Genomic DNA, 14028 nt, shown 5'->3' with positions numbered 1-14028 from the left:
GGCAGCCCGATCTCCCCTGGAGTACGCGATGTTCCTTCGCCGCCGCGGCGCCGCCGCCACCGCACTAGCCGCCGCCGGCGCCCTCGCGCTGACGGCCTGTGGCTCGTCCGGAGGGGACGCCGACAAGAGCGGCAACGGCGCGGGCTCCAAGTCCGTCGCGCAGGGCGGCAAGGACTTCGGCAAGGCCGCCGAGGAAACCGCGAAGATGGGCACCGACGCCAAGCCCGGCGAGTTCCCGCGCACCATCAAGCACGCGATGGGCAGCACCCCGCTGAAGTCCGCACCCAAGCGCGTGGTCGTCCTCGACGTCGGCGAACTCGACAACGTCGTCTCGCTCGGCATCAAGCCCGTCGGCTACGCCCCCACCGAGGGCGACGAGGCGATCCCGGACTACCTCAAGAAGGACGCGGGCCACCCCAAGAGCGTCGGCACCATCAACGGCCTCAACCTGGAGGCCATCAACAAGCTCAAGCCCGACCTGATCCTCGGCAGCAAGCTCCGCGCCGAGAAGCAGTACCAGCAGCTCGCCAAGATCGCCCCGACCGTCTTCTCCATCCGCCCCGGCTTCACGTGGAAGGAGAACTACCTCCTCAACGCCGCGGCCCTGGACAAGACCGCCGAGGCCAAGAGCAAGCTCGCCGCGTACGACGCCAAGGCGAAGAAGCTCGGCGAAGACATCGGCCCGAAGAAGCCGACCGTCACGATGCTGCGCTACATGCCGCAGTTCACCCGCCTCTACGCCCAGCAGTCCTTCATCGGCACCGTCCTCAAGGACGTCGGCCTGCCGCGGCCGAAGAACCAGCAGGTGCAGGACCTCGCCACCGAGGTCAGCCCGGAGAACATCAACCAGGCCGACGCGGACTGGATCTTCACCGGCGTCTACGGCGACCCCAAGTCCACCAAGCGCGCCACCGCCGAGAGCAACCCGCTGTGGAAGAAGCTCCAGGCGGTCAAGGACGGTCACGCCAAGAACGTCAAGGACGAGACCTGGTACCTCGGCCTCGGCGTCACCGCGGCCGACAGCGTCCTGGACGACCTGCGCGGCTTCCTCGTCACCAAGTAGCCGGTCCCTCCGGCCGCCCCGGCGTACCGATCCGGCCGCCGGGGCCGCCGGCCGGGTACGACGGGGCGTCGGGGCACGGGCGGGAGGTAACCTTCCCCCCGTGCCCGCACTGTCTGAAGTCCTCACCGCGCTCGACGCCCTGTGGCCCCCCGAGCGGGCCGAACAGTGGGACGCCGTCGGCACGGTCTGCGGCGACCCCGAAGCCGAGGTCGGCCGCGTCCTGTTCGCCGTCGACCCGGTCCAGGAGATCGTCGACGAGGCCGTCACGCTCGGCGCCGACCTGCTCGTCACCCACCACCCGCTCTACCTGCGCGGGACGACGACGGTCGCCGCCTCGTCCTTCAAGGGCAAGGTCGTGCACACGCTCATCAAGCACGACATCGCCCTGCACGTCGCGCACACCAACGCCGACACCGCCGACCCCGGAGTCTCGGACGCCCTGGCCGGCGCCCTGGACCTGCGGATCACCGGCCCGCTGGTGCCGGATGCGACCGACCCGCACGGCCGCCGCGGCCTGGGCCGGATCTGCGAACTCGGACACCCCATGACGCTGGCCGAGCTCACCGCGTACGCCGCCGCCCGCCTGCCCGCCACCGCGCAGGGCATCCGCGCGGCCGGCGACCCGGACCGCCCGATCCGCACCCTCGCGGTCTCCGGCGGCTCGGGCGACAGCCTCTTCGACGACGTACGGGCCGCCGGTGTGGACGCGTTCCTCACCGCCGACCTGCGCCACCACCCGGCATCCGAAGCCACCCAGAAGAGCCCGCTGGCGCTGCTCGACGCCGCCCACTGGGCCACCGAATGGCCGTGGTGCGAGCAGGCAGCGGCCCAGCTCGACGCGGTCTCCGACCGGCACGGCTGGGGACTGCGCACGCACGTCTCCCACACGGTCACCGACCCCTGGACCGCCCACGCGGCGTCCGCCCCCCTCTCCAGCCCCCCTGAAACAACGCACACCACAGGAGCCCCACGCTGAACGCCGCGCCCGCCGACCAGATCCGTCTTCTCGACGTCCAGGCCCTGGACGTCCGGCTCACCCAGCTCGCGCACAAGCGCAAGAACCTTCCTGAGCTGGCCGAGCTCCAGGCGCTGGAGGCCGACCTCATCCAGCAGCGCGACCTGCTCGTCGCCGCCCAGACCGAGGAGAGTGACACCGCTCGCGAGCAGACCAAGGCGGAGCAGGACGTGGACCAGGTGCGCCAGCGCGCCTCCCGCGACCAGCAGCGCCTGGACTCCGGCTCCGTCACCTCCCCCAAGGACCTGGAGAACCTCCAGCGCGAACTCGCCTCGCTCGCCAAGCGCCAGGCCGACCTGGAGGACGTCGTCCTGGAGGTCATGGAGCGCCGCGAGGCCGCCCAGGAGCGGGTCACCGAGCTGACCGGCCGGGTCGGTTCCGTCCAGGCCAAGGCCGACGACGCCACCGCCCGCAGGGACGCCGCCTGCGGCGAGATCGACGCCGAGGCCGAGACGGTGCTCAAGGAGCGCGAGCTGACCGTCGCCGACATCCCGGACGACCTCCTCAAGCTCTACGACCGGCTGCGCACGAAGCAGGGCGGCGTCGGTGCCGCCCGGCTCTTCCAGCGGCGCTGCGAGGGCTGCCGCCTGGAGCTGGACATCACCGAGCTGAACGACGTCCGGGCCGCAGCCGCCGACACGGTCGTACGCTGCGAGAACTGCAGCCGCATCCTGGTGCGCACCCCCGAATCGGGCCTGTAGGCCGTGCCGCACAGGTTCATCGTCGAGGCGGACGGCGGCTCACGGGGCAACCCGGGCCCCGCCGGGTACGGCGCCGTCGTCATCGACCCGGCGACCGGCGAGACGCTGGCCGAGGCCGCCGAGTTCATCGGCACCGCGACCAACAACGTCGCCGAGTACAAGGGCCTGGTCGCCGGGCTGCGGGCGGCGCACGCGCTCGACCCGCAGGCGCTGATCCAGGTGCGGATGGACTCCAAGCTCGTCGTGGAGCAGATGTCGGGGCGCTGGAAGATCAAGCACCCGGACATGCGCCCGCTCGCCGCCGAGGCCGCGGCGGTCCACCCGGCGGACCAGGTCTCGTACGAGTGGATCCCGCGCGAGAAGAACAAGCACGCCGACCGGCTCGCCAACGAGGCGATGGACGCCGGGAAGATCGGCAAGCAGTGGCAGCCGGGCGACTCCCGCGCCGCCCTCGCCACCGCCCGCAGCGGCGCCGCCCGCGCCGCGGACGCGGCGGCCGAAGCGGCGGACGGCGCGGCGGCCGAATCCCGGCCGAGCGCCCCGGCGGCCGGCTGGGGCGCCCCCGACCTCGGCGCGCCCGCCACGTTCGCGCTGCTGCGGCACGGCGAGACCGCGCTGACCCCGGAGAAGCGGTTCTCCGGCAGCGGCGGCACCGACCCGGAGCTGTCACCCGCAGGACTGCGGCAGGCCGAGGCAGCCGCCACGGCCCTGGCCGCCCGCGGCACGATCCAGGCCGTCGTCAGCTCCCCGCTGCGCCGCTGCCGGCAGACCGCCGGCACGGTCGCCGCCCGGCTCGGCCTGGACGTCCGCGTCGAGGACGGGCTGCGCGAGACGGACTTCGGCGCCTGGGAGGGGCTGACCTTCGCCGAGGTGCGCGAGCGTCACCCCGAGGACCTCGACGCGTGGCTGGGCTCGGCCAAGGCGGCACCCACCGGCGGCGGCGAGTCGTTCGCGGCGGTCGCCCGCCGGGTGGCGGTGGCCCGCGACAAGCTGATCGCCCGGTACGCGGGCCGCACCGTGCTGGTGGTCACCCACGTCACGCCCATCAAGACCCTGGTCAGGCTGGCGCTCGGCGCCCCGCCCGAGTCGCTGTTCAAAATGGAGCTGTCCGCCGCCTCGCTGTCGGCCGTCGCCTACTACGCCGACGGCAACGCCTCGCTGCGGCTGCTGAACGACACCTCGCACCTGCGCTGAGCCGAGCGCCGCACACGGCGAAGGGCCCGGCGCTCCGTCCCGTACAGGACGGGGCGCCGGGCCCTTCGGCATCCCTGCCGCGCCGCGGTCAGACCGCCAACGCCGCGGCCTCCCGGGCGAGTTCGGTGACCCGGCCCCAGTCCTTCGCGGCCAGCGCGTCGGCCGGAAGCATCCATGTGCCGCCCACGCAGCCGACGTTGGGCAGCGCCAGGTACGCGGGCGCGCTCGCCAGGCCGATGCCGCCGGTCGGGCAGAACCTGGCCTGCGGCAGCGGCGAGGACAGTGACTTCAGGTAGGCCGTGCCGCCCGCCGCCTCGGCCGGGAAGAACTTCATCTCGGTGACGCCTTCGTCCAGCAGCGTCACCACCTCCGACGCCGTCGAGACGCCGGGCAGGAACGGCGCCCCTGAGTCCCGCATGGCGCCCAGCAGCCGCGGCGACCAGCCGGGGCTCACCAGGAAACGCGAACCCGCCGCGCGGGCCGCGGTGACGTGCTCGGGGGTCAGCAGGGTGCCGGCGCCGACCACGGCGTCCGGGACCTCGTCGGCGATTGCCGAGATGGCGTCCAGCGCGGCGGGGGTCCGCAGCGTCACCTCGATCGCGGGCAGGCCGCCGGCCACGAGGGCGCGGGCGAGCGGAACGGCGTCGGCGGCGTCCCGCACGACGACGACCGGGATGACGGGGGCGAGCCCGAGGACCGAGGGGGTCTCGGCGGGCACGGGGGAGGAGGCGGCGCTAGTCACGCCGCCCATAGTGCGCCCTCAACCCACTCTCCGCAACGGTCGTTGCGTATGCTGCAATGCTCGCCGGATGTCTCACAGCTCCGTGACGATCACATCCACCGCCCACGCCTTGCCGCCCTTCGCCGGAGCCTCGGCCTCCACCGCGTAACCCAGCGCGCGCAGCGCCTCCACCAACTCGGCAGGCCCCTCGGGATCCACCCCGGCCGTCAGCAGATCACGCACCAGCCGGCCCTTCGTCGCCTTGTTGAAATGGCTGACCACCGACCGCTTCTCGACCCCGTCCACGATCTTCGACTGGAGCACCCGCACCGTCGCCGTACGCCCGGCCACCTCACCCTTCGGCTTCCACGCCGTCGCATACGCCGCCGACCGCAGATCCAGGACGAGGTGGTCACCGGCAGCCGCCGGCAGCACCTCGGCCATCGGCGCCCGCCAGTACGCACCCAGCGCGCCGAGCCCCGGCAGCTTCACCCCCATCGAGCAGCGGTACGACGGAATCCGGTCCCCGATCCGCACCGCGCCCCACAGCCCCGAGAACACCAGCAGCGATTGCTCGGCGCGCTCCCGCGCCGCCGCGTCCAAGGTGGCCGGGCCCAGCGCGTCGTACAGCACCCCGGTGTAGATCTCCCCGGCCGGCCGCGCCCCGGCGGTGCGCAGCCCCGCGTTCTTCGCGATCTCGCCCCGCAGTCCGTCGCTGAGCCCCAGCACATCCTGGGCCTTGGCCTCGTCCGCGGCACACAGCTCGACCAGCTCCGCCAGCACCGCCTCGCGCGGCGCGGCCAGACCGGGCAGCGAGAGCGACGCCGGATCCAGCGGCGCCCCGGCCTTCCCCGCGGCCTTCCCTTCGGACGGCGGCAACAGCACGAGCACGGCGTTCTCCTTCACGGCGGTACGGCCGGGCCCGCCCGTTCGGCACGGCCCCGGAAAAGGGTAGGGCGGCGCGGCACCCGCCGGGAAACCGCCGCCGGCGCCCCCGTTCGCCCGGCCCGCCGCCACGCCGCGCCCCGCGGGCCCCGCCGCCCTACGCTCGGTGCCATGCCCCGTCGCCGCATGCATGTGACCGACGCAGCACAGGCCCCCCTGCGTGCCGCGCTGCGTGAGCTGCGCTGGAAGCTGGAGATCCCGGAGCACTTCCCGCCCACGGCGCAGGCCGAGGCGGACAGCGCGGCCCTGTCCCCGCGCATCCCGACGGCCACCGGCGACGTGACCACGGCCGACACCCTCACCGACGTCACGGACCTGCCGCTCTTCACCATCGACCCGCCCGGATCCCAGGACCTCGACCAGGCGATGTTCCTGAGCCGCCGCACCGCGCCGGGCGCCACCCGTCCCACCGCCCGCAGCGGCTACCGCGTCCACTACGCCATCGCCGACGCCGCCGCCTTCGTCACCCCCGGCGGCGCCCTGGACGCCGAGGCGCACCACCGCGTCACCACCCTCTACTTCCCCGACGAACGCATCCCGCTGCACCCGTACGCGATCAGCGAGCGCGCCGCCAGCCTGCTGCCCGACCAGGACCGCCCGGCCGTCCTGTGGGAACTGGACCTGGACGCCGACGGCACCGTCACCACGGTGTCCGTCCGCCGCGCCCTGGTCCGCTCCCGCGCCCGGCTCGACTACGCAGGAGTCCAGCGCACCCTCGACGACGGCACGGCCGAGGAACCGCTCGCGCTGCTCCGCGACATCGGCATCCTGCGGGAGGAACAGGAGGTCGCCCGGGGCGCGATCTCGCTGCACGTCCCCGAACAGGAGATCGTCGAGCGGGACGGCGGCTACACGCTCGCCTACCGCGCCCCGCTCCCCGCCGAAGCCTGGAACGCCCAGATCTCCCTGCTCACCGGCATGGCGGCGGCCGGCCTGATGCTCGCGTCCGGCACCGGCATCCTGCGCACGCTGCCCACCGCACCGGACGGCTCGGTCGCCCGGCTGCGGCTGACCGCCCGCGCCCTCGGCGTCGACTGGCCGCACCACACCTCGTACGCCGCCCTCATCCGCACCCTCGACCCGCGCCGCACCACACACGCCGCCTTCCTCCAGGAGTGCACCACCCTGCTCCGCGGCGCCGGCTACACCGCCTTCGACGGCACCGCACCCGACCCGGCCGCCGCCGTGCACTCCGCCGTCGCCGCGCCCTACGCGCACGTCACCGCCCCGCTGCGCAGGCTCGTCGACCGCTACGCCTCCGAACTGTGCCTGGCCGCCTCCGCCGGGGTCGGCGCGCCCGGCTGGGCCCGCGGCGCGCTGCCGGGACTCCCGGCCACCATGGACACCGGCACCCGGCGCGCCAACCAGGTCGAGCGGGAGTGCGTCGACCTCGTCGAGGCCGCACTGATGCGGGGGCGGATCGGCGAGACCTTCGACGCCCTCGTCGTCGACGTCCAGGAGAACGACCCGACACAGGGCACCGTGCACCTCTACGACCCGGCCGTGATCGGCCGGGTCGCCGCCCGGCCCGACGGCCCCGCCCTCCCGCTGGGCGACCGCATCCGCGTCCGTCTCGCGGACGCCGACCCGGGCCGCGACCCGGTCCGCTTCATGCCGGTGTGACGACCACGGACCGGCCGTCCGGTACGTGTCCCGGGGCCGGGTAGCATGGTCGGCACGGCGGACGAGCCGGCCGGGCGGTCGCGTGGGGACCGGATGTCTTCGGACATGCGCATCCTCCCGAGGAACGTCCGGGCTCCACAGGGCAGGGTGGTGGGTAACGCCCACCCGGGGTGACCCGCGGGACAGTGCCACAGAAAACAGACCGCCGGGGCCGTAAGGCCCAGGTAAGGGTGAAACGGTGGTGTAAGAGACCACCAGCCTCCGAGGTGACTCGGAGGGCTCGGTAAACCCCACCCGGAGCAAGGTCAAGAGGGGCCGACGTCCTGAAGAGGGCGCCGGTCCTGCGCGGACGATCGAGGGCTGCCCGCCCGAGTCCGCGGGTAGACCGCACGAGACTGCCGGCAACGGCAGTCCTAGATGGATGGCCGCCTCCCCTCGGCCCGCAAGGACCGGGGGAGACAAAACCCGGCGTACAGGCCGGACTCGTCCGCCGCCCAGTCGGCAGAAGGCCCCCCGGCCTGGTACTTTGCCAGGTCAGGGGGCCTTTGCGTGGGTGCCCGGACGCCGGGCCGGTTGCCGCGCCGGGGGTCGCGCGGATCCGGGTGGCCGGAATGCCGGTCCGCCGATAACCCGGAACCGGATATCCGGCAGACCGAGGTGATCTGCCGGATGGCAGAAGAAGGCGGACTCGGACAACTCCGAAGCCGTCGGGAAGTCCGTGAACGAAGTCGTCCGCGAAGTCCGTGAACGGAGACCGGGCGAAGGGCATCGGCGGTGCTTTTCCCCTGGTGTTGTAGGGGGCCCATTCGGCCGTACAATCACGCTCATGGCACAGAAAGTAATCACCATCTACACGGACGACCTCACGGGCGAAGAGTCTTCGGAGGCCGCGACCCACACCCTCTCCCTCGACGGTGTGACGTACGAACTGGATTTGGGTCCTGACAGCTACGACCGGCTGCTGGAGGCCATGGCGCCTTTCACGAAGGTCGGCCGTCGGACCGGGAAGGCCCGTAAGCCGCGCAATGCTGCGGCGAGCAGTGAGGACACCGCGGCCATCAGGGCGTGGGCCAAGGAGAACGGCTACAACGTCAACGACCGCGGGCGCGTTCCCGCCGACATTCGTGAGGCATACGCAAAGGCGAAGTAGCGGCGTGCACAACCGCCGATCCTGCGGCGAGTGTGACCGCCCGCGGCCGGCGTTCCGCCCGTTCCGGTGCTCAGTAATTCCGGGCAGAACGGTTAATGGCAACGTAAAGCGGAGCGGCTGCGAAAATCGGGAAGGCGGCTTCGGGAAGGCCCGGCGAGTGGTATTGCGGATACCGAACCCGGCCGGACCGGCATTCCTTCACGCGTCGCGGACTTACCGCCCATGGGCCCCCTTCCGGTCATCGGAAGGGGGCCCATGGGTGTGTAAAGGCGGGGTCAGGCGGGGAGGGCCGTCGCCGTGCCGCTGACGTGCGAGCGGGGGTCGCCGTCCCGCAGCTCGACGGTCAGCACGCCGGGGCGGCCCAGGTCATGGCCCTGGTGGAGGGTGAGGGTGACCGGGGCGCACACCACGCCGAGGGTGCGGGCGTAGGCGCCGAAGGCGGCGGCTGCGGCGCCGGTCGCCGGGTCTTCGACGACGCCGCCGACGGGGAACGGGTCGCGGACGTGGAAGACGGAATCGCTCTCCCGCCAGACCAGTTGCAGGGTGGTCAGGTCCAGGCGCCGCATGAGGGCGGCCAGCCGGTCGAAGTCGTACGCCAGCCGCGCCAGGCGGTCGCGGGTGGCGGCGGCGAGCACGAGATGGCGGGCGCCCGCGTAGGCGATGCGGGGCGGCAGGCCGGGATCCAGGTCGGACGCGGCCCAGTCCAGGGCCGCGAGAGCCTCGGTGACGTCGGCATCGGCGACGGCTGTGACCTGCGGCTCGACGCTGGTGAGGGTGGCCCGCAGGGCGCCGTCCCGCTCGCCGACCGTGACCGGTACGGGCCCTGCCTGGGTGGCGAAGAGCAGGTCGCCCGCGCCGATGCGTTCGGCGAGCGCGACGGCGGCGGCGACCGTCGCGTGCCCGCAGAACGGCACCTCGGCGAGCGGGCTGAAGTAGCGGACGGTGAACGCGCGGCCCGCCTCGCCCAGGCCCTCGGGCGCGGCGGTGAGGAAGGCGGTCTCGGAGTAGCCGAGACCGGCGGCGACGGCGAGCTGCGCGGCGTCGTCCAGTCCGCCGGCATCCAGCACGACGCCGGCCGGATTGCCGCCCTCGGGGTCGTCGGAAAAGGCGGTGTAGCGCAGGATCTCGGGGGCGCGGGCGGTGTCCCCTGCGGCGGCTTCGCGTGTCATGGCGGGGAGAACCCGGCTGCCCCGCGGGCTATTCCCGTGCCGGGCGGACGCCGTCAACCCCGCCCGATGTAGGGCATGTTCGTCGCCATCACCGTCGCGAACTGGACGTTGGCCTCCAGCGGCAGGGACGCCATGTGGACGACGGTGCGGGCGACATCGGCCGCGTCCATCACCGGTTCGGGTGCGGTGCGCCCGTCGGCCTGGAGGATGCCGGTGCGCATCCGTCCGGTCATCTCGGTCGCGGCGTTGCCGATGTCGAGCTGTCCGCAGGCGATCCGGTACGGACGGCCCTCCAGGGAAAGGGACTTGGTCAGTCCGGTCATGGCGTGCTTGGTCGCGGTGTAGGCGAGCGACTGCGGGCGCGGTACGTGCGCGGAGAGCGAGCCGTTGTTGATGATCCGGCCGCCCTGCGGGTCCTGGGCCCTCATCGCGCGGAAGGCGGCCTGCGCGCACAGGAAGGCGCCGGTGAGGTTGGTGTCGACGACCGTCCGCCAGTCGTCGTAGGACAGCGCGTCCAGGGCGACCGGGGGGCCGAAGGTGCCGGCGTTGTTGAACAGCAGGTCGAGGCGGCCGAAGCGGTCGTGGACGGCGGCGAAGAGGGTGTCGACGTCGCCGGGGCGGGTGACGTCGGTGGGGACGGTGAGGGCGGCGGGGGAGCCGGGGCGGTCCGCGCCCGCGGCGGTTTCGGCGAGCGCGTCGGCGCGCCGGCCGGCCAGTGCGACGTGCCAGCCGGCCGCGGTCAGGGCGTGCGCGACCGCCCGTCCGATGCCGGATCCGGCGCCGGTGACCACCGCGACCCGTGCGCCGTCCGCCGTCCCGTCCCCGCACCGGGCGGGCCCTCCGGATGCCTGGGTGTGCTGTGTCATGGCGGCAGGGTAGGCGGCGGGGCGGCCCGGCGCCGCCCCGTCTCAGCCCGCGGAGTGGAAGCTGCGGAGCACGGCGGCCTTCGCGGTGGTGAATTCCTCTTCGGTGAGGACGCCGTCGCGGTGCAGCTCGCCCAGTTCGCGCAGGCGGCGCAGGAGTGCGTCGTGGTCGTTGCCGGACGCGGTGCCTTCACCGGCCGGCTCCGGCGCGGGCGGGGGCACGGCGGTGGCCTTGGACAGGAGGGCCGGGCCGGCCGACGGGTGGGGGAGCCGGGCGGCAACCGCCGCGGCCAGCAGGGCCGTTCGCCCGCTCTCCTTCTTGAAGCCCCACAGCTCGATGGCGTTGGGGTCGTGCTCGGGCTTCATGTGCGGGGTCGTGCCGCGCGGGCGGAAACGCAGGAAGCCCGACTCCAGGCCGACGGCGGCGCGCCACTCCACCGCTTCCAGGCCGGCCAGGGGGAAGTCCCTGGGGCCCGCGTGCTTCTTGTTCTCGCTGGTGTTCCAGCGCCATTCGATGCGTACCCGCTCGCCGTCGAAGGTGGCGAGGCCGTCCACACCGGCCGCCGACAGGGGCACGGCCGGCCCCGGCAGCAGGTAGCGGTCGGCGGGCCCCTCCGGGACCTGTTCGAGGGTCAGCGCCTGCCGCACCTCGTGGACGAAGTACTCCGCGACGTCGGTCCTGCCCGCGTCCACCGAAAGCTGGTACGGGTTCGCGTCGGCCGGCAGCCCGCCGCCGGTCACCTGGAGCAGCGGATCGGCACCGTCCCGGATCCGCAGCCGCAGCCGGCCGCCCTTGCGGGCCGGTTCGTAGGCGATGCCCGCCAGCGCCGCCAGCGGAACGGCGTACTCGCCGAGGTCCTGCCGCAGTTGGTGCACCCCGCGTTCGCGCCCCGGCACCATCCGTACGGCGTCGCCGTCGAAGGTCCACGTGCCGTCGCGCACCATCAGTTCAGCCATGCACCGGATCCTACGGGGCGGCCCCGTAGGGCCGGGCCGACGGCGACGGATGCGGCGCATCCCGGGACGGACGTAGGTCCAAGGGCCGAGGGCCGACCAGCCGGTGATCAGGGCGGTGCGTGACACCATGGTGCAGCCCTCAACAAAAGACGGAGACGCACATGACGGACGCCGGCACCGGCACGGCCGCGAACCAGGATCTTCCCCCCATAGCCGAGCGGGGCGCGGTGGCAGCACCGTCCGCGTCCCGCCGCACCGGACTCCTCGTCACCCTCGTACTCGGCGGCCTCACGGCGGTCCCGCCGCTCTCCATGGACATGTACCTGCCGGCCCTGCCGGAGGTCACCACCTCGCTGCACAGCCCGGCCGCCACCGTCCAGCTCACCCTCACCACCTGCCTCGCGGGCATGGCGCTCGGCCAGATGATCGTCGGCCCGATGAGCGACAAGTGGGGCCGCCGCCGCCCGCTGCTGGCCGGCATGGTGATCTACGTGCTGGCCACCGCGCTGTGCGCCATCGCCACGAACGTCGAGATCCTCATCGCCTTCCGCCTGCTCCAGGGCCTGGCGGGCGCGGCCGGCATCGTCATCGCGCGGGCGGTGGTCCGTGACCTGTACGACGGCGTGGCGATGGCCAGGTTCTTCTCCACCCTGATGCTGATCTCCGGGGTGGCGCCGGTCGTCGCCCCGCTGATCGGCGGCCAGATCCTCCAAGTCACCGACTGGCGCGGGGTCTTCGCCGTGCTGACCGTCGTCGGCGTGCTGCTGACCACCGTCGTCTGGCGCACGCTCCACGAGACGCTGCCGCCCGAGCGGCGCCATTCCGGCGGCCTGGGCCAGACCCTGCGCACCATGCGCGACCTCCTCGCCGACCGGGCGTTCTCCGGCTACCTGATGGTCGGCGCCTTCGCCTTCGCCGCCCTCTTCGCGTACATCTCCGCCTCGCCGTTCGTCATCCAGGAGATCTACGGCGCGTCCCCGCAGACCTTCAGCCTGCTGTTCGGCGTCAACTCCGTCGGCCTGGTCCTGGTCGGCCAGCTCAACGGCAAGGTGCTCGTCGGCCGGGTCAGCCTGAACCGGGTGCTGGGCGTGGGCCTGACGCTGGTGGCCGTCGCCGCCGCCGCGCTGCTGCTGATGTCGTCCGGCGTCTTCGGCACTGTCGGGCTGTGGCCGATGGCCGCCGGCCTCTTCGTGCTGATGTCGGCCATGGGCCTGGTCATGCCCAGCACCAACACCCTGGCCCTGCTGCGCACCCCGCACGCGGCCGGATCCGCCTCCGCGCTCCTGGGCACCTCGACCTTCCTGCTCGGCTCGGTCGCCTCCCCGCTGGTGGGCATCGCGGGCGAGCACACCGCCGTGCCGATGGCCGTCGTCCAGCTCGGATGCGCCGTATTGGCGCTCGTGAGCTTCCTGGGGATGTGCCGTCCGTGGCAGCGTAGGGAGGTGACCGACGGGGGCACCGAAGGCGAGAGGACCGTGCTCTGAACGCACCGACACTCAGACCCGGCACGCCGGGCGAGGCGCGGCTCGCGACCGTGTGGATGCAACGGCTGGTCAGCGGCGTGCGCGCGCTGCCGGACGGCCGCCCCGCATGGTGCGCGGGCGCCGTCGTAATCGCCGGGCGCGGCCCGGTCGTCGCCGCGGAGGCCGCGACGGGCTGGGCGGTCCGCTACCGCGCCTACGACCCGGGGAAGGACCGCGGCGTGGACCTGCCCCGCGACCTGTGGGAGCGCACGCGGGTCGGCACCGTCTTCGACCTCGCTTCGCTCACCAAGCTCTTCACCGCGCTCGCCGCACTCCAGCAGGCCGAGCACGGCAGGCTGTCACTCGACGAAGAGGTACGCGCCAGGCTGCCCGCCTTCGCGCCCGGCATCACCGTCCGGCAGCTGCTCACCCACACCTCCGGGCTCCGCCCCGAACTGCCGCTGTACGAACGGCGCGGGCGGGCCGCCCAGCTGGAGATGCTGTGGGCCCAGGCCGCCGCGCCCGACGGCCGCCCCGGCAGCGGCCACCGCTACTCCGACCTCAACCTCATCGCCCTCCAACTGCTCATCGAACAGTGCACCGGGCAGCGCCTCGACGCCCTGGTGCGCGAGGGCATCACCGGGCCGCTGGGCATGCGCAGCACGTCCTTCGGGCCGCTGGCGCCGCAGGGGGTGGCGGCGACCGAGGACCAGCGGCGGCCGTGGGCGAAGGCGGACCGCGGCATGGTGCGCGGCGAGGTGCACGACGAGAACGCCTGGGCGCTGGGCGGGGTGGCCGGCCACGCGGGGCTCTTCTCCACCGCCCAGGACCTGGCGGTGCTGTGCCGGACGCTGCTCAACGGCGGCGCGTACGGCGCCGCGCGGATCCTGCGGCCCGCCACGGTCGCGGCCCTGCTGGAGCCACCAGGACTCGGCTTCGCCGTCGACCAGCCGTACTTCATGGGCGAGCTGGCCGGCCGCGGCGCCGCGGGCCACACCGGCTTCACCGGCACCAGCCTGGTCGTGGACCGCGCCACCGACACGTTCCTCGTGCTGCTCGCCAACACCGTCCACCCACGGCGCCGCGACGGCGGCAGCGGGCCCCGTGCCGCGGCGGCGACCTGCCTGGCCCGCGCGGCACGGCGGCACTGAGCGGCCTGGGCAC

13 protein-coding genes and 1 other RNA gene are annotated in these 14028 nt (G+C 73.6%); 9 read left to right on the top strand and 5 right to left on the bottom strand.

Features of this window, described 5'->3' with window-relative positions:
• The first annotated feature begins 28 nt into the window (after positions 1–28).
• The 4 genes from ACGFNI_RS02345 (at position 29) to ACGFNI_RS02330 (ending at position 3973) form a co-directional block, all read left to right on the top strand.
• On the top strand, positions 29–1063 hold the full coding sequence (locus ACGFNI_RS02345; protein ID WP_393679798.1) for an ABC transporter substrate-binding protein: 1035 nt from the start codon (positions 29–31) through the stop codon (positions 1061–1063).
• 100 nt (positions 1064–1163) lie between these two features.
• Entirely contained in the window at positions 1164–2039 is an 876-nt protein-coding gene (locus ACGFNI_RS02340) for a Nif3-like dinuclear metal center hexameric protein (RefSeq protein ID WP_393679796.1), read from the top strand.
• Positions 2036–2779, top strand: coding sequence for a zinc ribbon domain-containing protein (locus ACGFNI_RS02335; RefSeq protein WP_393680333.1), 744 nt, complete (start codon positions 2036–2038; stop codon positions 2777–2779). Before ACGFNI_RS02340 ends, ACGFNI_RS02335 begins: the two co-directional genes overlap by 4 nt.
• 3 nt (positions 2780–2782) lie before the next feature.
• The gene (locus ACGFNI_RS02330) at positions 2783–3973 is read left to right on the top strand and encodes a bifunctional RNase H/acid phosphatase (RefSeq protein WP_393679795.1); all 1191 of its coding nucleotides are present in this window, start codon (positions 2783–2785) and stop codon (positions 3971–3973) included.
• Positions 3974–4061: 88 nt separating this feature from the next.
• On the opposite strand, the gene eda is transcribed toward ACGFNI_RS02330, so the two are convergent.
• The gene (gene eda / locus ACGFNI_RS02325; RefSeq protein ID WP_393679793.1) at positions 4062–4724 is read right to left on the bottom strand and encodes a bifunctional 4-hydroxy-2-oxoglutarate aldolase/2-dehydro-3-deoxy-phosphogluconate aldolase; all 663 of its coding nucleotides are present in this window, start codon (positions 4722–4724) and stop codon (positions 4062–4064) included.
• Between the two features lie 63 nt (positions 4725–4787).
• On the bottom strand, positions 4788–5585 hold the full coding sequence (yaaA, locus tag ACGFNI_RS02320) for a peroxide stress protein YaaA (protein ID WP_393679791.1): 798 nt from the start codon (positions 5583–5585) through the stop codon (positions 4788–4790).
• A 165-nt stretch (positions 5586–5750) separates the two neighbouring features.
• Between yaaA and ACGFNI_RS02315 the strand changes: the two genes are divergently transcribed.
• The 3 genes from ACGFNI_RS02315 (at position 5751) to ACGFNI_RS02305 (ending at position 8412) form a co-directional block, all read left to right on the top strand.
• Positions 5751–7262 (top strand): RNB domain-containing ribonuclease, encoded by a 1512-nt coding sequence (locus ACGFNI_RS02315; RefSeq protein WP_393679790.1) that lies wholly within the window; start codon positions 5751–5753, stop codon positions 7260–7262.
• Positions 7263–7324: 62 nt separating this feature from the next.
• An RNA gene (gene rnpB / locus ACGFNI_RS02310) (RNase P RNA component class A) lies at positions 7325–7752 on the top strand.
• A 336-nt stretch (positions 7753–8088) separates the two neighbouring features.
• Positions 8089–8412, top strand: coding sequence for an Lsr2 family protein (locus ACGFNI_RS02305; protein WP_393679788.1), 324 nt, complete (start codon positions 8089–8091; stop codon positions 8410–8412).
• A 275-nt stretch (positions 8413–8687) separates the two neighbouring features.
• Here ACGFNI_RS02305 and ACGFNI_RS02300 read toward each other — a convergent pair whose 3' ends face one another.
• The 3 genes from ACGFNI_RS02300 to ACGFNI_RS02290 are packed head-to-tail and all read right to left on the bottom strand — an operon-like array spanning position 8688 to position 11401.
• Positions 8688–9581: a PhzF family phenazine biosynthesis protein gene (locus tag ACGFNI_RS02300; protein ID WP_393679786.1), complete on the bottom strand. Its 894-nt coding sequence runs from the start codon at positions 9579–9581 to the stop codon at positions 8688–8690.
• Between the two features lie 53 nt (positions 9582–9634).
• On the bottom strand, positions 9635–10447 hold the full coding sequence (locus ACGFNI_RS02295) for an SDR family oxidoreductase (RefSeq protein ID WP_393679784.1): 813 nt from the start codon (positions 10445–10447) through the stop codon (positions 9635–9637).
• 42 nt (positions 10448–10489) lie between these two features.
• Positions 10490–11401 carry a DUF4429 domain-containing protein gene (locus ACGFNI_RS02290; RefSeq protein WP_393679782.1) on the bottom strand — a complete coding sequence of 304 codons (912 nt, stop codon included), beginning with the start codon at positions 11399–11401 and terminating at the stop codon, positions 10490–10492.
• A gap of 161 nt (positions 11402–11562) precedes the next feature.
• Here ACGFNI_RS02290 and ACGFNI_RS02285 point away from each other — a divergent pair, with 161 nt between their 5' ends.
• Together ACGFNI_RS02285 and ACGFNI_RS02280 are read left to right on the top strand one after the other, a co-directional pair.
• Positions 11563–12885 (top strand): multidrug effflux MFS transporter, encoded by a 1323-nt coding sequence (locus ACGFNI_RS02285; RefSeq protein WP_393679780.1) that lies wholly within the window; start codon positions 11563–11565, stop codon positions 12883–12885.
• Positions 12886–12941: 56 nt separating this feature from the next.
• On the top strand, positions 12942–14015 hold the full coding sequence (locus ACGFNI_RS02280; RefSeq protein WP_393680331.1) for a serine hydrolase domain-containing protein: 1074 nt from the start codon (positions 12942–12944) through the stop codon (positions 14013–14015).
• Positions 14016–14028: the final 13 nt, after the last annotated feature.

It is taken from the genome of Streptomyces sp. NPDC048644, from assembly GCF_043199105.1.
Classification (GTDB): Bacteria; Actinomycetota; Actinomycetes; order Streptomycetales; family Streptomycetaceae; genus Streptomyces.
This window is presented reverse-complemented; position numbering and strand designations above follow the sequence as displayed.